The following is a 20,874-nucleotide window of genomic DNA, read 5'->3' as shown; positions in this document are numbered from 1 at the left end:
ATTCGCCGGCGCCCGGCATCATGCGGTGTTCTGGAGCCTCGGAGCGACCTGGCCGCGGCATCCGGCGGAGAATCCGCGGGCAAGATCCGTAGCCGGGCAATAGGCCGCAGGAATTTCTGTAGCCGGGAACAGGGTTACTCCGGAACGCGCTGAGCAAGGCCGAGTTGCAGAAGGGACGCGCAGCTCCGCCTCTTCGCGAGCCCGGAGCGCATGCGACAATCCTTCGACGAGAGAGGCCGAGATGGCGAACAACCATGATCATGGACCGAAGACGCGGTTCGGCGATGTCGAGTTTCAGCGCGGAACCGGTGGAGAGGTGCATCAGGTCGCCGGTGGCGACGTGCCGGTGCTGACGACGCAGCAGGGCGTGCCGGTCGCCGACGACCAGAATTCGCTGAAGGCCGGCCATCGCGGTCCGGTGCTGATGGAAGACCAGATCTTCCGCGAGAAGATATTCAAGTTCGACCACGAGCGCATCCCCGAGCGCGTGGTCCATGCCCGCGGCTATGGCGCCCACGGCTATTTCGAGCCCTATGAATCGCTGTCGGACCTCACCTCGGCCGACCTCTTCCAGCGGGCCGGCGAGAAGACGCCGGTCTTCGTGCGCTTCTCGACTGTCGCCGGCAACAAGGGCTCGCCGGATCTCGCGCGGGACGTGCGCGGCTTCGCCGTGAAGTTCTATACCAAGGAAGGCAATTGGGACATCGTCGGGAACAACATCCCGATCTTCTTCATCCAGGACGCCATCAAGTTCCCGGATCTCATCCATGCGGCCAAGCAGGAGCCGGACCGCGGCTTCCCGCAGGCGCAGACCGCGCACGACAATTTCTGGGACTACATGTCGCTGACGCCGGAGGCGATGGCGATGGTGATGTGGATCATGTCCGACCGCGCCATTCCGCGCTCCTTCCGCTTCATGGAAGGCTTCGGCATTCACACCTTCCGCTTCGTCAATGCCGAGGGCAAGTCGACCTATGTCAAGTTCCACTGGAAGCCGAAGCAGGGCATGCAGTCGGTAGTCTGGAACGAGGCGCTGAAGATCAACGGCGCCGATCCCGACTTCCACCGCCGCGATCTCTGGGACGCGATTCAGGCGGGCGACTATCCGGAATGGGAGCTCGGCTTCCAGCTCTTCGACGACGACTTCGCCGATAAGTTCGACTTCGACATCCTCGATGCGACGAAGATCATCCCGGAGGAGATCCTGCCGGTGCGCCGCGTCGGCAAGATGGTGCTCGACCGCTGCGTCGACAATTTCTTCGCCGAGACCGAGCAGGTGGCCTTCCACACGGCGAACATCGTCCCCGGCATCGACCACACCAATGATCCGCTCCTGCAGGGCCGGAACTTCTCCTATCTCGACACCCAGCTGAAGCGGCTGGGATCACCGAACTTCACCCATATCCCGGTGAACGCGCCGCGCAACGCTTCCGTCTGCAACTTTCAGCAGGACGGCCACATGGCGATGCAGAACCCCAAGGGCCGGGCGAATTACGAGCCGAACTCCTGGGGCGGCGAGATGGGCGGTCCGCGCGAGAACCCGGCGCGCGGCTTCAGAAGCTTCCCGGCCGAAGAGGCCGGGCTGAAACGCCGGATCCGCTCGGAGAGCTTCGCCGACCACTACAGCCAGGCGCGGCAGTTCTACATCTCGCAGACCGAGGTCGAGCAGGGCCATATCGCGCTGGCGCTGACCTTCGAACTGTCAAAGGTCGAGACCCCGGCAATCCGGGCGCGCGTCGTCTCGCATCTCCTCAACATCGACGAAACGCTGGCGAAGAAGGTCGCGACCGGCCTGCGCCTCAAGGAGATGCCGAAGCCTGCGCCGGCCGCGATGCCGACGCGGCAGGACCTTCAGAAGTCGCCGGCCCTGTCGATCCTGCTCAACGGGCCTGAGAGCTTCAAGGGCCGCAAGATCGGCGTTCTCGTCTCCGATGGTCTCGACGACGAACTCTTGAAGGGTCTTCAGGCGGCGGCCAAGGCCGAAGGCGCGATGGTGAAGATCGTCGCCCCGATGGTCGGCGGCGTCACCACCTCGGGCGGCACGCTGATCGAGGGCGACGAGAAGGTCGACGGCGGCCCCTCCGTGGTCTTCGATGCGGTCGCGGTGCTGCTCTCGGCCGAGGGCGCGGCAATGCTCGCCAAGGAGCCGACGGCGAAGGACTTCGTCACCGACGCCTTCGCGCATTGCAAGTTCATCGCCTACTCGCCGGAAGCCATGACGCTGTTCGAAAAGGCCGGTATCGCCTCCGACCTCGACGAGGGCTGCGTGAAGCTCGGCTCCGGCAGCGAGGCCGCCGGCTTCGTCGAGATGTGCCGAAAGGTCCGCCACTGGCCGCGCGAACCGATGGTGAAGGCGGTCTGAGGACGCCTTCGGCGACAGGAATGCCGGCCATCTGAGGCCGGCGCGTATTGCGGGCGGCGGGTCGAAGGATCCGCCGTCCTTCTTGCGTCTTGGGGCTGCCAAGCCTGCGTGTCGCGAAGGCCAGCCTTGCTGCCACCGCATGGCGGACAGATTGCGTCCTATTAGATAGGATCCTATCTTTATGCCATGCAAACGGACGCGCAACTTCACTTTGCCCTGACTACCACGCTGCACAGGCTCGGCCGGCACTGGCGCAAGCTCGTGCGCGAGACCGTCGAGGCGCAGGGCATATCGGAGGCCTGCGCCCACCCGCTGGTCACCATCGGCCGACTCGGCGACGGCGTGCGCCAGGGCGTGATCGCCGAGGAGGTCGGGATGGAGGGGCCGTCCCTCGTCCGCCTGCTCGATCAACTGGCCGCCTGCGGGCTCGTCGAGCGACGGGACGACCCGACCGACCGGCGGGCGAAGACGCTCTGGCTCACCGAGCGCGGGCATCAGGTGATGAAGCGCATCGAGGCGGATCTCGTCGCGCTGCGCACCCGGATCTTTGCGGACGTGCCGCGCGAGGATCTGGAGGCGACATTGCGCGTGTTCCAGGCCTTCGAGGCCTTCGCGCCGAAATCCCCAGGCGACGGCGCGGGCCTGGGCCGCCGTGAACCGGGGCAGGCCGGAAAATGACATTGCCTGGCAATCTGCCGACCGGCCGCGAATGGCTGTTCGGCGTGAAGACCTTCGCCGCCTCGATGCTGGCGCTCTACATCGCGCTGGCCGCCGGCCTGCCGCGTCCCTATTGGGCGATGGCAACGGTCTTCATCGTCGCCAACCCGCTCTCCGGCGCGACCCGGTCCAAGGCCGTGTACCGCGCCGCCGGCACCTGTCTCGGCGCGGCGGTCTCGATCCTCGTGACGCCGCTGTTCGTCGACCGGCCGCTTCTCATGAGCGCGGTCGTCGGCATCTGGACGGGCGGCCTGCTCTTCGTCTCCTTCCTCGACCGGACCCCGCGCTCCTACATGTTCATGCTGGCTGGCTACACGCTGCCGCTGATCGCGCTGCCGACGGTGGGCGATCCCTCGACGATCTTCGACGTCGCGACCGCGCGGGCGCAGGAGATCACTCTCGGCATTACCTGCGCCAGCCTCGTCAACGCCCTCGTCTTTCCGCAGAGCCTCGGCCCGGTGGTCGGCGCGCGCGTCTCCGCCTGGCTGGCCGATGCCGGCGGCTGGATCCGGCATGTGCTCGCTGGCGAGGATCCCGCGCGGCTGAAGGAGACGCAGCGCCTCGCGCCCGACGTGAAGGCCGTCGACCAGCTGGTCGCGCAGCTGCGCTATGATCCGGAGATGGGCGGCGTCGTGCGCGCCGCGCGCCAGCTGCGCGGCCGCCTCGTCATGCTGCCGCCGCTGCTTTCCTCGCTCGCCGACCGGCTCGGCGCGGTGGAGGCTGAGGGCGGCCTGCCCGAAGAGGTCGCGGCCCTCGCCGGCGACGTGCGCGCCTTCGTCGAGGATCAGGGCGGTGATCGGCTGAAGACGGCCGGCCAGATGGCCGCGCGCGTCTCGGGATTGCATGTGCGCTATGGCGATGCGCATGACTGGCACACGCTCCTCGTCGCGAGCGCGCTCGCCCGCCTCGCCGATCTCGTCGACCTCTGGCACGACTGCCTGGTGCTCGAAGCCGAGATCGTCGCGGGACGCGACGCCCAGCGGCCGCCGGCACTCCGGCTCGCCAGCGCCGCCGCCAACGTGCCGCACTATGATTTCGGCATGATGGCCTTCTCCGCCGGCTCCGCCATGCTGGCGATCTTCTTGGCCTGCCTCGTCTGGATCGTCTCCGGCTGGGATCAGGGAGCCGGCTTCGTGATGATCGCGGGCGTCGCCTGCTCGTTTTTCGCGGCCTCCGACAATCCGATCCCGATGATCCGGATGCTGACGATCCTGACGGCCGCCGGATGCCTTGTCGCGGGGATCTATCTCTTCGGCATCCTGCCGCATGTCGAGACCTTTGCCGGGCTCGTCGCCGTGTTCTCGCCGTTCATCCTCGTAGGGCCGCTGATCGCGCGGCCGAAATACTCCTTCATCGGCCTCCTCCTGGCGGTCAATGCGGCGACGCTCGTCTCGCTGCAGGAGGTCTATGCCGCCGACTTCGAGCGCTTCGCCAACGGCGCGATCGCCACGGTCGCGGGCGGGCTCTTCGCGCTCGTCTGGATGATCCTGACCCGGCCCTTCGGGGCGGCCCTCGCCGCCCGCCGTCTGGCGCGGCAGGGCTGGGCCGAGATCGCGGCGATCGCGGGCGGCCGGCGCGGCGTCGACCCCGCGGTCTTTGCCGGCCGCGTCTTCGATCGCCTCGGCCAGATCGCGCCGCGTCTGGCGCAGGGCGTCGGGGGCGAAGCCGCCCGCGCGGACGCGCTGTTGGAGATGCGCATCGGCCTCTCCGTCCTCGACCTTCGCCGCAGCGTGCGGGCGATGCCGCGGCCGGTCCGGCCGCCGCTGGAGGCGGTTCTGTCCGCGGTCGCCGGCCGCTTCGAGGATCTTGCCGTGGGTCGCCGCCGCACGCGCCCCCCCGGCGATCTCGTCCGGCGGATCGACGATGCGCTCGCCGCCTGCCTCGACGCACCGGCCCAGCCGGCGCGCAGCCGGGCGCTGCAGAGCCTCGTGGGCCTGCGCCGCGCGCTCTGCCCGGACGCGCCCCCGCCCGAATCCGCCCTCCTGGCGCCGGCGCAGCAGCCGCTCGCCGCGGGCTATGCCCTTGCCGCAGAATAGGATCCGATCATGCTCGGTGATTTCGCATTCTTCGGCGTCTACCTGCCGAAGCTCCTGGTGCTGGCGCTTCTCGCCTATGGGTGCCTCGTCCCGATGAAGGCGGTCCTCGGTCGGCTCGGTCTCTACCGCGCCGTCTGGCATCCGCCCCTGTTCGACCTCGCACTCTACGTTCTCGTTCTCGCCGGCCTTGCCGACGTATCAAGCTGGTATCTGTCATGACCGCCTTCCTGTCCCGAATCTTCAAGATCGCCTTCACCCTCACCTTCGTCGCGATCGCCGGCGCGGTCGGCTGGAATTTCTGGACCGCCTACATGGAGACGCCCTGGACCCGCGACGGCCATGTGCGGGCCGACGTCGTCGAGATCGCGCCTGATGTCTCCGGCCCGGTCGCCGAGGTCATGGTGGCGGACAATCAGTCGGTGAAGAAGGGCGACGTGCTGCTGCAGCTCGATCCGCAGCGCTTCCAGCTGGCGCTCGACCTTGCCAAGGCGTCGGTCGCCGACAAGGAGGCCGCGCTGAAGCAGGCGCAGCGCGACGCCGCGCGCTACGACAGGCTGCGCGGGTCCGCCGCGGTGTCCGAACAGACCATCGAGCAGGCCGATCTGACGGCTGCCAGAGCCGCGGCAGCCTATCAGGAGGCGCTCTCGAACCAGGACGTCGCCGCGCTGAACCTCAAGCGCGCCACGGTGCGTGCCCCGGCGAACGGGATCATCAGCAATCTCGCCCTCAACCCCGGCGACTACGTCTCGGCGGGCAAGGGCGTCATGGCCCTCGTCGACACCGACACGCTGCGCATCGAAGGCTATTTCGAGGAGAACCAGCTGCCGCATATCGCCGTCGGCGATCCCGCGGACATCGAGCTGATGGGGCGTCCCCAGCCGCTGAAGGGCCATGTCCAGTCGATCGCGGCCGGCATCGAGGACCGCGAGCGCTCCGACGGCTCAAACCTCCTCGCCAATGTCACGCCGACCTTCTCCTGGGTGCGGCTTGCCCAGCGCGTGCCCGTGCGCATCGCCCTCGATAAGGTGCCGCAGGGAACGCCCCTCGTCGCCGGCCTGACCGCGACCGTCACCGTGCATCCGCGCGAGCAAGGCGCGGGGGCGGGAGAGGCACGGGCAGAAGCGCTGGAATAGGCCGCTTCCCTTGTGCTCGCCGGCCGCCTCGGTCAAACTTCCCTTGGAGTGGGGCGATTGGACGAGGCACGGTCGATGTGGTCCTTTCGGACGGTTCTGACGTCGACGCTGGTGGGTCTTCAAGTCGTGGCGCTGCTCGCGATTCTGGCGCTGACCTATTTCGCCTCGCAGAACGCCCTCCTGTCCTATGCGGCGCAGCTCACCGAGCGGGTGGCGCAGGATACGACCAGCTACACCGAGAACTTCCTCAATCCGGCGGACGATGCCGCGGCCCTGTCGCAGCGCCTTGCCGAGAACGCCGTCCTCACCACCGCTGACCGGGCGACGCTCGAGCGCTATTTCTTCGAGATCCTGAGGGGGCGGGCCGATTTCGCCGGCGTCTATTATGGCGCGGCGGACGGCTCCTTCGTCTATGTCAGCCGCAATTCGGACGTTCCGGGCGCCAGCTACCGGAGCAAGCGCATCGAGACGAGCCCGGTGCGGCACGTCACGCTCGACTGGTACGACGAGACCTTTCACCGCCTGTCCGAGCGGGTCGACGACGCCGACAGCTACGATCCGAGGACACGGCCCTGGTACGAGGGCGCGAAGGCGAGCCGCGACGTCGTCTGGACCGACCCCTACATCTTCTTCACCTCGCAGCGCCCGGGCATCACCGTGGCGACCCCGGTGCGGGCCGATCCGCGCCTGCCGATCCGCGGCGCCGTCGGCATCGACATCGAGATCGACGCGCTGTCGCGCTTTCTGACCCGGCTAGACGTCAGTGCGAACGGCTCGGCGGCGATCGTCTCGCAGAATGGCGACGTGATCGCCCATCGCAACGCCGCCTTCGTCCTGACGCCCGACGATAAGGGCGGCCAGCGCTTCGCCAAGGTCGGCGAAGTGCCCGATCCCGCGCTGGCGGAGGCCGTGGCGAGCCTGCCCGGCGGTCTCTCAAGCCTCGAGCCCGGCGAGACGCGGCTGACGCGGTTCACCGCGGACGGCGAGAGCTGGCGCGGCGCGGTGCGCCGGCTGTCGGCCTCGCGCACGCCATGGGTGGTGGTCACCTATCTGCCGGAGAGCGACATCCTCGCGCCGATCTACCGCATCCGCCATATCGGCCTCATCGTCGTCGGCATCGTCGCGGCGCTGACGGCGGGGCTCGCGGTTCTACTCGGCCGGGCGATGACGCGGCCGCTGGTCGCGCTGTCGGCGCAGGCGGACCGCATTTCGGAGGGCGATTTCGAGGATGTCCCGCAGACCGGGACGCGCATGAAGGAATTCGCCGCCACGCAGCGGGCGATGCGCCGGGCGACCAGCTGGCTGCGCGAGCGCCATCGCGAGAACCAGGAGCTGACGGAGCAGCTGCGCGAGGCTGGCCGGGTGCTGGAGCGGCGGGTGGACGAGCGCACCGCCGAACTCGCGGTCGTCAACCGGGATCTCGCCGACGCGCACCGCAATGCCAGCATGCTCGCCGGCGAACTCGACCACCGGGTGAAGAACGTCTTCGCCATTGTCGCCGGTCTCGTCTCGCTCGCGGCGAGGCACGCCGCGAGCCCGCAGGAGGTCGCCGAGGAGGCGAGAAAGCGGATCAACGCGCTGGCGCGCGCCCATTCCGGCACCCAGAACGATGCCGGGGCGGCGGGGCTCGACACGATCGTGCACCGCGTCCTCGAACCGTTCGAGGACGCGGAGGAACTGGACCTTGCGATCGGCGGCGAGCCGATCACCGTCGCGCGGGAGAATGTCACGCCGCTTGGCCTGATCCTCTATGAGCTGGCGACCAATGCCGCGAAATACGGCTCGCTCCGCCGGGCGGGCGGGCGCATATCCGTCACCTGGTCGACGACCGCGCAGGACGAAATCCGCCTGATCTGGTCGGAACGCCCGAACGAGGCGCCGGCCGAGGCGAAGGATCCGGACATCCAGTCGAACGGGTTCGGGTCGGTTATGCTGGACGCCATGGCCAAGCGCCTCGGCGCGACCATCGAGCGGGAGATCGGGGCCGAGGGCCTGACGGTGCGCCTGACCATGCCGCGGATCGATGCGGATACCGCCGCTAGCGATGCATCGGGCGCGCAGGCGATGCCGGATCGTCGGGCAACCGCCGCCGGCTACAGCTGATCAGGAGCGCGGCGAAGCTGGGAGCGAACCACCCCCCAGCACATACCCCACGAGGTGGTTGGCGTAATAGGCATAGCCTTCCACCGAGGCGTGGAAGCCGTCGCGGGAGAAGCCGGCGGGCTCGACGCGGGGGAGGGTGGTGGAGACGATCGCGCCGCGCTCGGCACACAGGCGCGCGCCCATCTTGCGGATGATGCGGGCCCTGAGTTCGAGCACATGGGCGAGGGCGCGCGGCAGGGCGGGGACGCGTTTCAGGTCCACCGGCGGCGACCAGACGATCCGCGCCTCCGGCCAGCGCGCCTTCAGCGCGTAGAGGAGGCCGCCGAACCCCTTCTTGAAGCGGCGCGCACTGTGGAAGTTCTTGGCGTCGTTGGAGCCGATCATCAGGACGATATGGGTGAAGGCCTCGCGGGCGACATTCGGCACGACATGGTCGCGAACCTCGGCCGAGACGGCGGAATTCGCGCCGGCCGCCCGCCAGAACACCGACAGGCCGGTGAGCGCATAGATGCGCTCGGCGAGCTTCGGCCCGAGCGAGTCGGCGATGTCGTCGACGCCGACGCCCGCCGCCGAGCTGTCGCCGATGACGAGGAGCTTCACCGCCGCGTCGCGGACGCTCTCGGCGCCGAGACAGCCCGAGACCCGGCCCTGCGGCGGGGCCATTCGCGGGATGCGGCGCCGGGCGGCGAGCCCCTGCCAGACATAGACGGGAAAGAGCAGCCAGGAGATGAGGCCGGTCTTGAACGAAGCGGCAAGCCCGCCGGGGTCGATGCCCCAGCCGGGCGCCGTCGCCGAGAACTCGGTCTCCGATCGGCTCATGCCTTCAGCACCTCCACGCCCGGCAGCGCCTTGCCTTCCATCCACTCCAGGAAGGCGCCGCCCGCCGTCGAGACATAGGTGAAGGCGTCCGCCACGCCAGCCGTGTTCAGCGCCGCCACCGTGTCGCCGCCGCCGGCGACGGAGACGAGCTTGCCCGCCCTGGTCAGTTCGGCCGCATGATGGGCCGCCGCCATGGTCGCCATGTCGAAGGGCTTGATCTCGAAGGCGCCGAGCGGGCCGTTCCAGACCAGCGTCTTCGCCTTGTCGAGCCAGGCGTTGACGGCCTCGACGGTCCGGGGGCCGGCATCGAGGATCATGGCGTCGTCCGGCACCTCGCCGACGGGCACCGTCTCGCTCGCCGCGCCCGCCTTGAACTCGCGCGCGACGACGGCGTCGCTCGGCAGGACGATCTCGCAGCCGGCTTCCTCGGCGGCGGCGGTGATCGCCTTCGCAGTTTCGGCGAGGTCGTGCTCGCAGAGCGACTTGCCGACCTTCACGCCCTCCGCCGCCAGGAAGGTGTTGGCCATGCCGCCGCCGATCACCAGCGCGTCGACCCTTGCGACGAGGTTCTTCAAGAGGTCGATCTTGGTCGAGACCTTGGCGCCGCCGACGATGGCGACGACCGGCCGCTCGGGATCGCCGAGGCCCTTCTCCAGGGCCTCCAGCTCGGCCTGCATGGTGCGGCCGGCATAGGAGGGCAGGTGCCGGGCGAGCCCCTCGGTCGAGGCATGGGCGCGGTGCGCGGCGGAAAAGGCGTCGTTGACATAGACGTCGCCGAGCGAGGCGAGCTGCGAGACGAACTCCTCCTCGTTCGCCTCCTCTCCGGCATGGAAGCGCGTGTTCTCGAGGAGCACGACATTGCCGTCCTTCAACGCGGCGACGATGCCGGCCGCGACCGGGCCGACGCAATCGTCGGAAAAGCCGACCGGCTGGCCGAGCAGGTCGGAGAGGACCGGCGCCAGCGGTTCGAGCGACATCTGCGGATTGGGCTTGCCCTTCGGCCGCCCGAAATGGGCGAGCAGGATCACCCGGCCGCCCTTCTCAGTGATCTCGCGGATCGTCGGCAGCACGCGCTCGATGCGCGTCTTGTCGGTGACCTTGCCGTCCTGCATGGGGACGTTGAGATCGACCCGGACGAGAACCCGCTTTCCCGTGACGTCGGCATCGTCGAGCGTCTTGAACTGTGTGGTCATCGGTTCTGTCCTCTCGCTATGGGCCGTCGCCGCTCTGGCTTTGCGGCAGACGCTCGTTTTCCTCCTCTTCTTAGGTCGGTCCCGCCTTTCCGGGCAAGAAGGCTCTCCCCGCTTCGAAGCTCAGTTCTTCTAACTGCCGGCGAAAGCCGGGCCGTTCGGCGGGGTGCGGGACGGCGTCAGCCGCGGCCGAGAAGCCGGGCGAAGAAGCCGGCGATGTCGCGGCCGCTGTAGAAGAGCGGGATCTGGCCGCCGCGTCCGCTGCCCGGCTCCAGCGACAGGCCCGCCGCGACGACAGCGCCGTCGATTCCCGTCTGGCGGACGATCAGTTCCACCGGGGAGGCGGCAACGCGGTCGCCATAGTCGGCCTCGCCGCCGAGTCGCCGGATCATCATCTCGGAGATCGACATCGTCTCCTCGTCCGGATGCAGCCGGAAGCCGTAGGCGGCGGCAAGGTCCTTCGCCCGTGCCGCAGGGTCGAGCGCGAAATCGCCGAAGAACTCCGCATCGTCCGCCGTCACCGGGGCGGGGCTCGCGAACAGCCGGTCGAGGAGCGGGGGATAGCGCGGCGAGATGAAGAGGTAGACGTAGTCGCCGGACTGCAGCCGCCCGGCATATTGGTAGCGCATGGAGCGGCCATCGCGAATGACGAGCGAAGGCCGCGCCCAGCGCGGAACACGCTCGCCCCGCGCCACCGGGCTGTCCGGCACGACGCGGTAGGACAGGAGCTCGTGGTCCGGACTGCCCGGCAGTTCCAGCTCGAACTTCTCGATCGGGCCGATCCGCGGCGGCACGACGAGGCCGAGCCGTCTGGCCACGACGCCGATCGTCCAGCCCTGGACGAGGAGCGAGGCGAGCACGATGATGAAGGCGCTGTTGAAGAACAGGCGCGCGTCGTCGAGGCCGCCGATCAGCGGGACGATGGCGAGGAGGATGGAGACCGCGCCCCTGAGCCCGACCCAGGAGACGAAGGCCGTCTCGCGCCGCTGGAATCCGAACGGCAGGAGGCAGAGCCAGACCGCCAGCGGCCGAGCGACGAAGATGAGGAAGGCCGCGAGGCCGAGGGCGGGCCAGAAGATCAGCGAAAACTGGGACGGCGTGGCGAGCAGGCCGAGGATCAGGAACATGACGATCTGGGCGAGCCATGTCAGCCCGTCCTGGAAGCGCTTGACGTGGCTTGCGGCCTTCAGCCCGCTATTGCCGGCGTAGAGTCCCGCGACATAGACGGCGAGGAAGCCGGAGCCGCCGACCGCGCCGGTGAGGGCGAAGACGAGGAGCGCGAGGCCGAGCGTCATGATCGGCATCAGGCCCCGGTCGATCTGAAGGCGCGTCAGGATTTCCGCGATCATGAAGCCGCCGCCGAGACCGAAGACGAGGCCAAGCCCCATCTGCTTCACGAAGCCCAGAATGACGCTGAGGCCGATGGCGTCGAGGCCATCGCCCCGGCCGAGCAGCTCGACCAGGGCGATGGTCAGGAAGATCGCCATCGGGTCGTTGGTGCCGGATTCGATCTCGAGCAGCGAGCGCACCCGGTCGCGGATGGTGACGCCGCCGACGCGCAGGAGGAAGAACACGGCCGCCGCGTCCGTCGAGCCGACGATCGCGCCGAGGAGGATGCCCTCCACGATCGACAGATGGAGGAGCGAGGAGGCGGCGAGGCCGAACATCACCGAGGTGATGAGGACGCCGGCGGTCGCGAGCGTGATCGCCGGATAGGCCGCCTGGCGGAAGGTCGACAGATGCGTGCCGAAGCCGGAATCGAAGAGGATGATCGCGAGCGCGATCGTCCCGACGAAATAGGCAAGGCCCGCATTGTCGAAGTCGAGCCCGAGCCCGTCGACCCCCGCCAGGAGGCCGATCGACAGGAACAGAAGCAGCAGCGGCGCGCCGAAGCGGAAGGCGAGCAGGCTCGAAAACGCCGCCACCAGGACGAGGATCGTGCCGATCAGAATCGAGACATAGAGAAGTTCGAGCATGACCTCTTCACGGCGTCGGGAAAAATGTGGCGCGACGATTCGCAGGAACCGGCCGCTTGACCGACCCTAGCTAACGCCCGAATGCGGCGCGGCGACCGCTAGGCGCAGCTCTTTCAGCGGCCGGCGCTGCCCGCCTTTCGGACGGGCTGCAAGGAGCCTCGTCACACGCGCCGGATCGGCTGCGTCCAGAACAACAGCATCGCCGCCGCCGCGAAGGCCGCCGTGCAGAAGAAGGCGTTGCGGAAGGCCTGGCCGAGGCCGGCCTCGATCGATTGCCGCTGGATCGCCGAGAGCCCGTGGAGCGCCGCCGGACCTTCTTCGAGGATTCGCCCGACGGCGTCTCCGATCCCGGGGCTCGCGAGGGTCAGGGTCGCGAAGAGGACCGAGCCGACGATCGCCGTGCCGACGGCTGCACCGAGCGATCGCGAGAACTGGACGCTCGCCGCGCCCGCGCCGAGCTGGCGGCTGCCGGCGGCAAGCTGCACGGTCAGCTGCACGACGCCCATCACCGTCCCCATGAAGATCGCCAGCACGCCGAAGATCAGCGAGAGGGTGACCGCGCCGAGATAGGGGGAGGCCAGGGCGACGAAGGCGAGGCCCGGGACGACGATCGCGAGGCCGACGGAAGGAAAGACCGCCGTCGCGCCGGTGCGCCCGACGATGCGCCCGGTGATCAGCGAGCCGACGCCGATGCCGATGGTCATCGGGATGATCAGGAAGCCGGTGACGGCCGCCGACGTGCCGTGCACCATCCGGAAATAGAGCGGGAGGAAGGTGATCAGCGAGACCAGCGTCGCGCCATGGAAGGCGGCGGCCGCATCGCAGCGCCAGATCGCCGGATGTTTCAGGAGCGGGATCGGCAGGAGCGGCGAGGGCGTGCGCCGCTCGCGCCGGATGAGGAGGATCACCGCGGCCAGGGCCACGGTGGCCAGGACAAGCGGCATCAGGACATCGCCGGAGAGGGCGGCGCGCGAGCCTTCCAGCATGATCAGCGTGGAGGCGATGAAGGTGGCGAAGAGCAGGAGCCCGGGCGTGTCGAAGCGGAAGGCCTCGCCCGTGCCCGCCCGCTGCGGCAGCCGCAATGCGAGGAGCGCGGCGAGCGCACCCACCGGGACATTGACAAGGAAGACCGATTGCCAGCCGAAACTCTCGGTCAGGAAGCCCCCGACCACCGGGCCGAACGTGCTGGACGTGACGGCGACGGCGGCGAGATAGCCCTGATAGCGCGCCCGCTCGCGCGGCGGGATCGCCTCGCCGATCAGCGCCTGCGACAAGGTCATCAAACCGCCGCCGCCGGCCCCTTGCAGAATGCGCGCGACGGTCAGCATGAGCATGCTCTGCGACAGCGCGCACAGGACGGACGCGCCGATGAAGACCGCCAGCGCCACGAACATCAGACGTCTTCGGCCGAGCACGTCGCCGAGCCGGCCATAGACCGGGGCCGCGATCGTGGTCGCGACGAGATAGGAGACGACGATCCAGGACAGCCGGTCGACATCGCCGAGCGAAGCCGCGATCGCCGGCAGCGCCGTTGCGACGATGGTCTGATCGACCACCGCCAGGAACATCGGCAACATGATCGAGGGAAAGACGGTGAGGAACTGCCGTCTGGCGCTGGCGGCCGATGGGGCGGCGGTCGCGGCCGCGCTGTCAGGATCGGAATCGGAATCGAGAGGGGGCATGAAGGCGGGACTACGATCGGCTAGAATGGGTCTATCGGCGACGAGGGGATCGCCGATCACGTGTCATAGATATCCCAAAGGGGCCAAATGAAAACGATTCTCGTGCCCGTCGAACACCATGAGGACGCTCGTCTGACGCTCGATCTCGCGGCCGCGACCGCCGAGCGCTTCCAAAGCGTGATCGAGGGGTTCGCCCTTCAGGTTCCGCCGCTTGCGGGCATCGGCTGGGATCCGGCCAGCGTCGCGATGATCCACAGCGCGGAGTGGGACCACCGCCAGGCCATGGCGGAGGCGCGAAGCCTGTTTGCCCGCGTCATGGGCGAGCACGGCCTCGCGATGGGCGAAGCGGGCACGGGCGAGAGCGACGGCCCGCGTGCGATCTGGAACGAGGCGACGATGGCCGGGGACGGCTTTCTCGGCAGCTACGGCCGGGTATTCGACCTGACGGTCGTCGGCCAGCCGCGCGCCAACGGCAGTTCGATCACCACGCTCGAGTCAGCCCTTTTCGACAGTGGCGGACCGATCCTCCTGGCGCCTCCGAAACCGGTCGCAAGCCTTGCCGAAACCGTCGTGATCGCCTGGAACGGCTCCAGCGAGACGGCGCGCACCATCGGCTTTGCCAAGCCTTTCATCCGCGATGCCAAGCGGGTCGTCGTCCTTGCCGACGACGGCGCTCTCGGCGACCGCCCGTCCGGCGAACTCGTCCAGCGGCGCCTGCGCCGCAACGGGATCGCCGCCGAGTTGAAGCTTCTTTCCGACAAGCGGATACGGTCCGGCGAGGCGATCCTCGAGGAGGCCTCCGTGCTCGGCTGCGACCTGCTCGTCAAGGGCGCCTACACCCAGAGCCGGCTGCGCCAGATGATCTTCGGCGGCGCCACCAACCATATCCTCGACCATGCCGGGATGCCGGTGATCCTGGCGCACTGAGACTGTGATCAGGCCGCGGGGCGCAGAGCGCGCGACGCGGCATTGTGCATCGGACCGGAAGGCGGAACCGCTCGGCGGAAGAATCCGATGCGGCAAGATGGAGATGGGTCGGCGGAGCGCTTTCGGTCTGCCGACCCGATGCTCTATGCCGAGGAGCCGGCGATCAGCCGGGGCGTGAAACCCTGGAAGTAGGTTTTCATCTCCCCGGAGGCTCCGATCAGGCCGTTGATCTCGGTCGGCGTCAGGAAAGCCTCACCGAACCAGGGAAAGCGTTCGGTGGAGAAGCAGTCGACGAGCCAGTCGACGATCGCCCGGTGCCGCGATGTCTTGATCACCTGCGGATGGATGGCGAGCCAGATCGGCACACGGAACTTCAGGTCGAGCGGCACGGGAACGAGGTCGCCGCCGATCGCCATGGCGTAGTTGGGCAGGAAGCCGAGCCCGGCCCCCTTGGCGATCGACCAGTAGTGGGCGCTGGCAAAATTGGTGCGCAGGGGCACCATTTTCTTGGCGATCTCCGGCGTGAAGATCTTGTCGAGCCCGTAGCCGGCGAACTGATCCATCTCCTGCTCGATCACCCGGTGGTCCGCGAGTTCGGCGAGCGAATTGGGCAGGCCGTGACGTTCGCTGTAGGAGCGGCCGGCGAAGGGCGAGAGATGGACATAGCCGATCCGCTTCTTGATCAGGTCCGGAGAGGTGGGCTCGATCAGCTGGACCGAGATGTCCGCCTCCATGCGCAGGACGTCGACCGACCGCAGCGCGCATCTGAGGTTGACCTGCATGTCGCGTCCGGTATCGGCGAGGAAGTCGACCAGCTGCGGCACCAGCCAGAAGGTGCCGATCCCTTCGGTCACGGCGAGCTGGACTTCGCCCGACATCGTATCGGAAGACGTCTTGGCGACGCGGCACAGATCGGAGACGGACTGCTCCACCTGGCGGGCCGATGCGAGCAGGCGGCGGCCCTCCGGCGTCAGGCGCGCGCCGTTGACCTCCCGGTAGAACAGCCGGAAGCCGAGCTGGTCCTCCAGCCGCTCGATGGTCGAGCGAACGGTGTTCACGCTCCGCCCGAGATCGGCTGCAGCCTGCCGGAAGCTCTCGTGCTCGACGATCGCCAGCAGGGTCTTCACCCCGTCCCAGTCAAGCGCGTCGCGCAGGCGTTCACTCACACGAACACCCCGATGTCATGTTTGCTGCATTCGGCCGTTTGACCAGCTCCTATCGTCGCTTCGGTGATAATTATGGAGAAGGCGGCATGACTTCAGCAAGTGATATGTCCTCCGATTTCGGCGGAATCGACGCGGTGGCCAAGCCTTCGCAGCCCCGCCGCTTTGCCTCGAACGAGGCACGCGAGGGCGGGACGGGCATCGCGGTCGTCCACGGCATGGACGATTTCCTCAAGGTCGCCGCCATCCGCTCCGCCGTCTTCATGGGCGAGCAGACCTTCGCCTTCGACCAGCAGTTCGACGGCAATGACTTCGCAGCGACGCATCTCCTCTACAGCGTCAAGGGCGAACCGGCCGGCTGCATGCGCATCCGCTTCTTCGGCGACTTCGCGAAGATGGAGCGGCTTGCGGTCCGCAAGGAGTTCCGCAAGTCCCGGATCGCCTTCGAACTCGTGCGGGCCAGCGTCGACCTTTGCCGGGCCAAGGGCTTCCGCAAGCTCTACGGCCACGCCAAGGAAGAGCTCCTGCCGTTCTGGCAGCACTTCGGCTTCCAGATCCGCGACAATGGCGCCCCCTTCGATCTCGGCGGCTATGCGGTGGTCGAAATGGTGGACGAGATCGAGCCGTTCGAAGACGCGGTGAAGATGGGCGATCCCTATCAGACCGTGCGGGCCGAGGGGATGTGGCACGTCCCCGGGGTCTTCGAACGGCCCTCAGCCGGGTTCTGATCCATGCGTGTCGAAGATGAAGCCGAGCTGGCGCGGCTGGTCTCGTCGATCGCCGCGAACCGCGATGCGGCCAGGGAGCTCTCGATGCCGTTCGCGGCACGGATTCTCGACATGTGTCTCCTCGAGGTGGCGATGGTCTGGGAGGGGCGGGACCATCGCGCCGACCTCGCCGACCGGTCGCCGCTGGCGACATTGCTCGAGATCAAGCTCAAGACGGCGCTCGCCGAAAATCAAGCAGCAGAGTTGAGCGTACAAGGGATGAATCGATGATCGGATGGATGCGTCAGAGGCAGGAGTTCCGCGGAAGCCCGGAGGCTTCGCTGGAAAAGGACATCGCGACCTTGACCAATCTGTGCCAGTACCTGTCGCAGGAAGCCTCCCGGATCGGCTGCGGCAGCGCCGCGCGCCTGGTCGAGGAGGCGATGGCGGAACTCCATACCCTGCGCAAGGAAGTCGCCTGATCGACAGGCGGCTTCCGGACCCGGTGACAGGGTCCTCTCAAGTCAGCCGAGATAGACGCGGCTTGCCGGGTAGCCGATGCGCGGCCGCGTCCTCTGGCCGAGGAAGAAGCCGAGGGACAAAGGTCCGACGCGCCCGACGAACATGACGGCGATGACGACGATCTGGCCGGTGGGGCCGAAGGCGCCCGTCGCGCCGCGCGAGAGGCCGACCGTGCCGAGCGCCGAGGCCGTCTCGAAGAACAGGTCGAGGAAGCCGGCCGCACCGGTCAGGAGCAGCGTGAACAGCGCGGCGATCAGCACCGCCACGAACAGCATGGCAAGGGCGAGCGCCTTCAGCACCTCTTCCGGTCCCAGGCTGCGCCCGAAGACCGCGATCCGTTCGCGCCGCTTCAGGAAGGCCACGGTCGCAAGGGTCAGGACCATGAAGGTCGATACCTTGATGCCGCCGCCCGTCGAGGTGGAGCCGGCGCCGATGATCATCTGGGCGATCATGGCGAGCGCCGTCGGATCGAGCACCTTCGCGATGTCGACGGTGTTGAAGCCGGCCGTGCGCGTCGTCACCCCCTGAAACAGGGACGCCCAGAGCCGGTCCGCCACTTCGAGCCGGCCCAGCGTCCCGGGATTGTTCCATTCGAGCGCTGCGAACACCACGACCGAGGCGACGATCAGCCCGGCGGTGCCCGCAAGCATCAGCTTCGAATGCAGGGTCAGCGACTTCCAGCGCCGTTGCTGCCAGAGATCGGCGAGAACCGAGAAGCCGATGCCGCCGACGATCAGGAGCGCGGCGATGGTGATATTGACGACCGGGTTGCCGACGAAGCGGGTGAGGCTGTCCGGATAGAGCGCGAAACCGGCATTGTTGAAGGCCGAGACGGAGTGGAAGAGGCTGCTCCACAGACCCTGCGCCCATCCCTCTCGCGGCACGAAGACGAAAGCGAGACAGGCCGCGCCCAGGATCTCGAAGATCGCGACGACGCGGAAGATCAGCCAGACCAGGGCGAAGAGGCCGCCGAGATCGGTGCGGTTCAGATCCTCGCCGAGCACCAGCTGATGGCGGATCGGCATGCGCAGGCCCAGCACCGACAGGAGAAAGGCCGCGACCGTCATCAGGCCGAGGCCGCCGAGCTGGATCAGGCTCAGGATGACGACCTGCCCGAAGACGGTGAAGTGCGAGCCGGTGTCGACGACCGCAAGGCCGGTCACGGTGACGGCGGAGGCCGCGGTGAACAGGGCCGCCATCCAGCCTGTATCGTGAACCGACGCCAGCGGCAGCTTCAGGACGAGCGTTCCAAGGACGACGAGCCCGCCATAGACCAGAAGCAGGACGGCGGGCGGCGACAGCCGCAGGATGGGCGGGCGCCGCGCCTGCCTCAGAAGCAGGGGCTTCAACTCAGAACTGCCCGGTGAAGCGGCGCAGATCGTTGCGGCGGCCGAGCAGGAGGAGGCGGTCGTTCTCTTCCAGCGTGAGGTCCTCCCTGCACTCGATCGAACGGGCGCCGCGCATGACGCCGACGACGCGCAGCGTCTCGCCGTCGGTCTTGCCGAGATCGCCGATCTTGCGGCCGGCGATCTCCTCGTCGATGACGATGTTGACGACGTGGAAGCCGTTGCCGAGGCTCATGAAGTCCGAGACGAAGGGCGAATGCAGGGTCTCGGCGACATGAAGGCCGGTATCGCGCTCGGGCTGGATGACGCGGTCGGCGCCGAGGCGCGAGAGGATGCGGTGATGGGTCTTGGAGAACGCCTTCACCCAGATGCATTTGGCGCCGATCAGCTTGAGGTTCATCGTGCAGATGACGCTGGCCTCGAGATCCTCGCCGATCGCCACGAGGACGACGTCGTGCTCGGCAAGCCCCGCCTCCGCAAGGGCGTCCTCGTCGCGGGCATCGATGATCAGGGCCTGGGACAGGTCGTCGGCGTGCTGGCGCACCCGCGTCTCGTCGATGTCGATCCCGACGACGTCGTCGCCGCTGCCCGCCAGCGCCGTCGCGACGGTCGAGCCGAAGGAGCCGAGGCCGATGACGGCGAAGCTGCGGTGTCTGGCTCGCATCTGCGGTTTCTCCCGGACGGCGTGGGCCCGATCGGCGCGGCCCTGGATCGAGCGTACGCGCGCGGAACAGGATTGGCCTTCTGCACGAAAGCGGTCGCGGTGCGCAACTATGGGAGCGGCGGGAATCCTCCAGCGTTCATATCCGTCCCCTCCTGCCGCGAGACGATATCGCGGAGCCGGGCCGAGCTAGAGCCACGTGGGGTCAGAATGGGAGAAGGGGAACGGAGACCACCGACAGGCGGGCAGATCGGACACTGGCACGGGCGGTGCGTCCGGCGGCGGAGGAACCGGTCTCGACCGGCGGCGGGCCGGCGAGCAGTCGACTCCGCACGCCTGCGGGCTGGAGCGAACGCTCGCTATCAGTCCCGGCATTCTCCCTTCGTGGGATCCTTGCGAGACGCTGAGGAGGTCCTGGCAGACTCGCCGTCCCCCCTGAGCGCCATGACATGGGGCTTCAGAGGACGGTCCTCGCCGGTTCGAACATCGGCGATGCCCAGAGCACGCAGTGCTGACTCGACCTCTTCGGCAAGCTGGATGTCGTCTTCTATGGGCATCATCCGCCTTCCTTTATGGGGATGCATGGCCCATCCTAACCAGGCGAAGGGACGGCGGATATTAACGGGTATAAGATGCGGCGAACATTTACCGAAAGGTAACGTTAGCCGGGTTCGGCCGGCCACGTTCTTGGGGCGGCGTCACTTCTTGACGGCGCCGACAAGCACTTCGCCGCCGTCCTCGACCCTGACCCATTGGCCGGGATCCCTCGTATCCTGCCGCTTGAGGAAGCGGTAGGGCGCATCCGACCAAGGCAGCACGCGCCAGTTGAGATTGTCTAGGACGAAGTCGCCGGCGGTGGTCCTCAGAGTGAGGATCGCGTGGCCTTCGCCATTGCGTTTGCGCACGACCGTCATCAACAGGTCGGACAGGTCGATCCCGACCTTTTCATGCAGCATCCGCCGCTTCAGCAGGGCGAAATCCTCGCAATCCCCTTCGGTCTCGGGATAGGTCCACAACTCCTTGACGCCGTAGATGTCCTTATCGGATTTCGGCGTGATCTCGGCGTTGATCGCGGTGTTGATCGCGGCGACCGCGATGATGATCGCCGGCGTCAGTTCGAGCGCGCGATCGGCAACCCGCGATTCGAGCGGCCGGCATTCGGCCTCATGCGAGCGGCAGAAGACCTCGTGGCCGATCGGCCGTGTGGTCTTGGTGCCGATGACCATGGACGGCCCGCGATACTCCGCCGCAGCCGGTGTCCCAAAGGTTGCCGCCAGACAAAGTAAGGCCGTGGCGCCGATCGCGCGAAAATTCCCCATGCATTCCCCTCATGCGCAGGTCAGGTTCTGTCGTGGTGTGATGATGTTCGGTGCAATACGGATAGCTGTCAATCTATTGGGCAGCCGCTCTCCCGCCCAAACGCGAGGCTCGCGCAAGTCAAGACCGGTGCGGGAGGGTGTCAGGTGCACGATCCGCCCGCCGGCCGGCGCCGGGCCCTAGCGCCAAGCGCCTGATTTGGAAGGGGTTATT

At 67.8% G+C, this 20,874-nt stretch carries 18 protein-coding genes; 10 read left to right on the top strand and 8 right to left on the bottom strand.

All coding sequences use genetic code 11. From position 1 onward, the window contains the following. Positions 1-241: 241 nt before the first annotated feature. From LH400_RS08215 to LH400_RS08190, 6 genes are all read left to right on the top strand, one after another. Complete coding sequence (locus LH400_RS08215) at positions 242-2,362, top strand: catalase (RefSeq protein ID WP_229152188.1); 2,121 nt, start codon at positions 242-244, stop codon at positions 2,360-2,362. Positions 2,363-2,548: 186 nt separating this feature from the next. Further along, the gene (locus LH400_RS08210; protein WP_229152187.1) at positions 2,549-3,040 is read left to right on the top strand and encodes a MarR family winged helix-turn-helix transcriptional regulator; all 492 of its coding nucleotides are present in this window, start codon (positions 2,549-2,551) and stop codon (positions 3,038-3,040) included. After that, complete coding sequence (locus LH400_RS08205) at positions 3,037-5,115, top strand: FUSC family protein (RefSeq protein WP_229152186.1); 2,079 nt, start codon at positions 3,037-3,039, stop codon at positions 5,113-5,115. The genes LH400_RS08210 and LH400_RS08205 overlap by 4 nt, the downstream gene beginning before the upstream one ends. 9 nt (positions 5,116-5,124) lie before the next feature. Beyond that, entirely contained in the window at positions 5,125-5,334 is a 210-nt protein-coding gene (locus tag LH400_RS08200; RefSeq protein WP_229152185.1) for a DUF1656 domain-containing protein, read from the top strand. Further along, the gene (locus LH400_RS08195) at positions 5,331-6,248 is read left to right on the top strand and encodes an efflux RND transporter periplasmic adaptor subunit (RefSeq protein WP_229152184.1); all 918 of its coding nucleotides are present in this window, start codon (positions 5,331-5,333) and stop codon (positions 6,246-6,248) included. Before LH400_RS08200 ends, LH400_RS08195 begins: the two co-directional genes overlap by 4 nt. 75 nt (positions 6,249-6,323) lie before the next feature. Further along, positions 6,324-8,351, top strand: coding sequence for a sensor histidine kinase (locus LH400_RS08190; protein WP_229152183.1), 2,028 nt, complete (start codon positions 6,324-6,326; stop codon positions 8,349-8,351). Here the strand turns inward: LH400_RS08190 and LH400_RS08185 are convergent, their stop codons facing one another. From LH400_RS08185 to LH400_RS08170, 4 genes are all read right to left on the bottom strand, one after another. Beyond that, entirely contained in the window at positions 8,352-9,170 is an 819-nt protein-coding gene (locus LH400_RS08185; protein ID WP_229152182.1) for an SGNH/GDSL hydrolase family protein, read from the bottom strand. It abuts the gene before it with no gap. Continuing rightward, complete coding sequence (locus LH400_RS08180) at positions 9,167-10,363, bottom strand: phosphoglycerate kinase (protein ID WP_229152181.1); 1,197 nt, start codon at positions 10,361-10,363, stop codon at positions 9,167-9,169. Before LH400_RS08180 ends, LH400_RS08185 begins: the two co-directional genes overlap by 4 nt. Before the next feature lie 176 nt (positions 10,364-10,539). Continuing rightward, positions 10,540-12,336 (bottom strand): potassium/proton antiporter, encoded by a 1,797-nt coding sequence (locus LH400_RS08175; RefSeq protein WP_229152180.1) that lies wholly within the window; start codon positions 12,334-12,336, stop codon positions 10,540-10,542. Between the two features lie 161 nt (positions 12,337-12,497). Beyond that, on the bottom strand, positions 12,498-14,018 hold the full coding sequence (locus tag LH400_RS08170; RefSeq protein WP_229152179.1) for an MFS transporter: 1,521 nt from the start codon (positions 14,016-14,018) through the stop codon (positions 12,498-12,500). Between the two features lie 87 nt (positions 14,019-14,105). On the opposite strand from LH400_RS08170, the gene LH400_RS08165 reads away from it, so the two are divergent. Then, on the top strand, positions 14,106-14,945 hold the full coding sequence (locus tag LH400_RS08165; protein WP_229152178.1) for a universal stress protein: 840 nt from the start codon (positions 14,106-14,108) through the stop codon (positions 14,943-14,945). Between the two features lie 143 nt (positions 14,946-15,088). Here LH400_RS08165 and LH400_RS08160 read toward each other — a convergent pair whose 3' ends face one another. Then, positions 15,089-16,111 (bottom strand): LysR family transcriptional regulator, encoded by a 1,023-nt coding sequence (locus tag LH400_RS08160; protein ID WP_229152177.1) that lies wholly within the window; start codon positions 16,109-16,111, stop codon positions 15,089-15,091. Between the two features lie 86 nt (positions 16,112-16,197). On the opposite strand from LH400_RS08160, the gene LH400_RS08155 reads away from it, so the two are divergent. From LH400_RS08155 to LH400_RS08145, 3 genes are read left to right on the top strand one after another with little or no spacing between them, the layout of a single operon-like run. Further along, the gene (locus LH400_RS08155) at positions 16,198-16,836 is read left to right on the top strand and encodes a GNAT family N-acetyltransferase (RefSeq protein WP_229152176.1); all 639 of its coding nucleotides are present in this window, start codon (positions 16,198-16,200) and stop codon (positions 16,834-16,836) included. 3 nt (positions 16,837-16,839) lie between these two features. Next, positions 16,840-17,106 carry a hypothetical protein gene (locus LH400_RS08150; protein ID WP_229152175.1) on the top strand — a complete coding sequence of 89 codons (267 nt, stop codon included), beginning with the start codon at positions 16,840-16,842 and terminating at the stop codon, positions 17,104-17,106. Beyond that, positions 17,103-17,297, top strand: coding sequence for a hypothetical protein (locus LH400_RS08145; RefSeq protein ID WP_229152174.1), 195 nt, complete (start codon positions 17,103-17,105; stop codon positions 17,295-17,297). The genes LH400_RS08150 and LH400_RS08145 overlap by 4 nt, the downstream gene beginning before the upstream one ends. A 42-nt stretch (positions 17,298-17,339) precedes the next feature. On the opposite strand, the gene LH400_RS08140 is transcribed toward LH400_RS08145, so the two are convergent. From LH400_RS08140 to LH400_RS08130, 3 genes are all read right to left on the bottom strand, one after another. After that, on the bottom strand, positions 17,340-18,686 hold the full coding sequence (locus tag LH400_RS08140; RefSeq protein ID WP_229152173.1) for a TrkH family potassium uptake protein: 1,347 nt from the start codon (positions 18,684-18,686) through the stop codon (positions 17,340-17,342). A gap of 1 nt (position 18,687) precedes the next feature. After that, positions 18,688-19,347 (bottom strand): potassium channel family protein, encoded by a 660-nt coding sequence (locus tag LH400_RS08135; protein ID WP_229152172.1) that lies wholly within the window; start codon positions 19,345-19,347, stop codon positions 18,688-18,690. A 695-nt stretch (positions 19,348-20,042) separates the two neighbouring features. Further along, the gene (locus LH400_RS08130) at positions 20,043-20,663 is read right to left on the bottom strand and encodes a transglutaminase-like cysteine peptidase (protein WP_229152171.1); all 621 of its coding nucleotides are present in this window, start codon (positions 20,661-20,663) and stop codon (positions 20,043-20,045) included. Positions 20,664-20,874: the final 211 nt, after the last annotated feature.

This window comes from Jiella soli (assembly GCF_020615385.1).
Classification (GTDB): domain Bacteria; phylum Pseudomonadota; class Alphaproteobacteria; order Rhizobiales; family Rhizobiaceae; genus VKMB-3413.
This window is presented reverse-complemented; position numbering and strand designations above follow the sequence as displayed.

What these genes read in the sequence shown, in the direction of transcription:
- LH400_RS08145 (WP_229152174.1), top strand. Translation starts at nt 17,103, where the DNA reads ATGATCGGATGGATGCGTCAGAGGCAGGAGTTCCGCGGAAGCCCGGAG.
- LH400_RS08135 (WP_229152172.1), bottom strand. Translation starts at nt 19,347, where the DNA reads ATGCGAGCCAGACACCGCAGCTTCGCCGTCATCGGCCTCGGCTCCTTC.
- LH400_RS08215 (WP_229152188.1), top strand. Translation starts at nt 242, where the DNA reads ATGGCGAACAACCATGATCATGGACCGAAGACGCGGTTCGGCGATGTC.
- LH400_RS08185 (WP_229152182.1), bottom strand. Translation starts at nt 9,170, where the DNA reads ATGAGCCGATCGGAGACCGAGTTCTCGGCGACGGCGCCCGGCTGGGGC.
- LH400_RS08190 (WP_229152183.1), top strand. Translation starts at nt 6,324, where the DNA reads ATGTGGTCCTTTCGGACGGTTCTGACGTCGACGCTGGTGGGTCTTCAA.
- LH400_RS08170 (WP_229152179.1), bottom strand. Translation starts at nt 14,018, where the DNA reads ATGCCCCCTCTCGATTCCGATTCCGATCCTGACAGCGCGGCCGCGACC.
- LH400_RS08175 (WP_229152180.1), bottom strand. Translation starts at nt 12,336, where the DNA reads ATGCTCGAACTTCTCTATGTCTCGATTCTGATCGGCACGATCCTCGTC.
- LH400_RS08195 (WP_229152184.1), top strand. Translation starts at nt 5,331, where the DNA reads ATGACCGCCTTCCTGTCCCGAATCTTCAAGATCGCCTTCACCCTCACC.
- LH400_RS08210 (WP_229152187.1), top strand. Translation starts at nt 2,549, where the DNA reads ATGCAAACGGACGCGCAACTTCACTTTGCCCTGACTACCACGCTGCAC.
- LH400_RS08150 (WP_229152175.1), top strand. Translation starts at nt 16,840, where the DNA reads ATGCGTGTCGAAGATGAAGCCGAGCTGGCGCGGCTGGTCTCGTCGATC.
- LH400_RS08165 (WP_229152178.1), top strand. Translation starts at nt 14,106, where the DNA reads ATGAAAACGATTCTCGTGCCCGTCGAACACCATGAGGACGCTCGTCTG.
- LH400_RS08155 (WP_229152176.1), top strand. Translation starts at nt 16,198, where the DNA reads ATGACTTCAGCAAGTGATATGTCCTCCGATTTCGGCGGAATCGACGCG.
- LH400_RS08205 (WP_229152186.1), top strand. Translation starts at nt 3,037, where the DNA reads ATGACATTGCCTGGCAATCTGCCGACCGGCCGCGAATGGCTGTTCGGC.
- LH400_RS08200 (WP_229152185.1), top strand. Translation starts at nt 5,125, where the DNA reads ATGCTCGGTGATTTCGCATTCTTCGGCGTCTACCTGCCGAAGCTCCTG.
- LH400_RS08130 (WP_229152171.1), bottom strand. Translation starts at nt 20,663, where the DNA reads ATGGGGAATTTTCGCGCGATCGGCGCCACGGCCTTACTTTGTCTGGCG.
- LH400_RS08180 (WP_229152181.1), bottom strand. Translation starts at nt 10,363, where the DNA reads ATGACCACACAGTTCAAGACGCTCGACGATGCCGACGTCACGGGAAAG.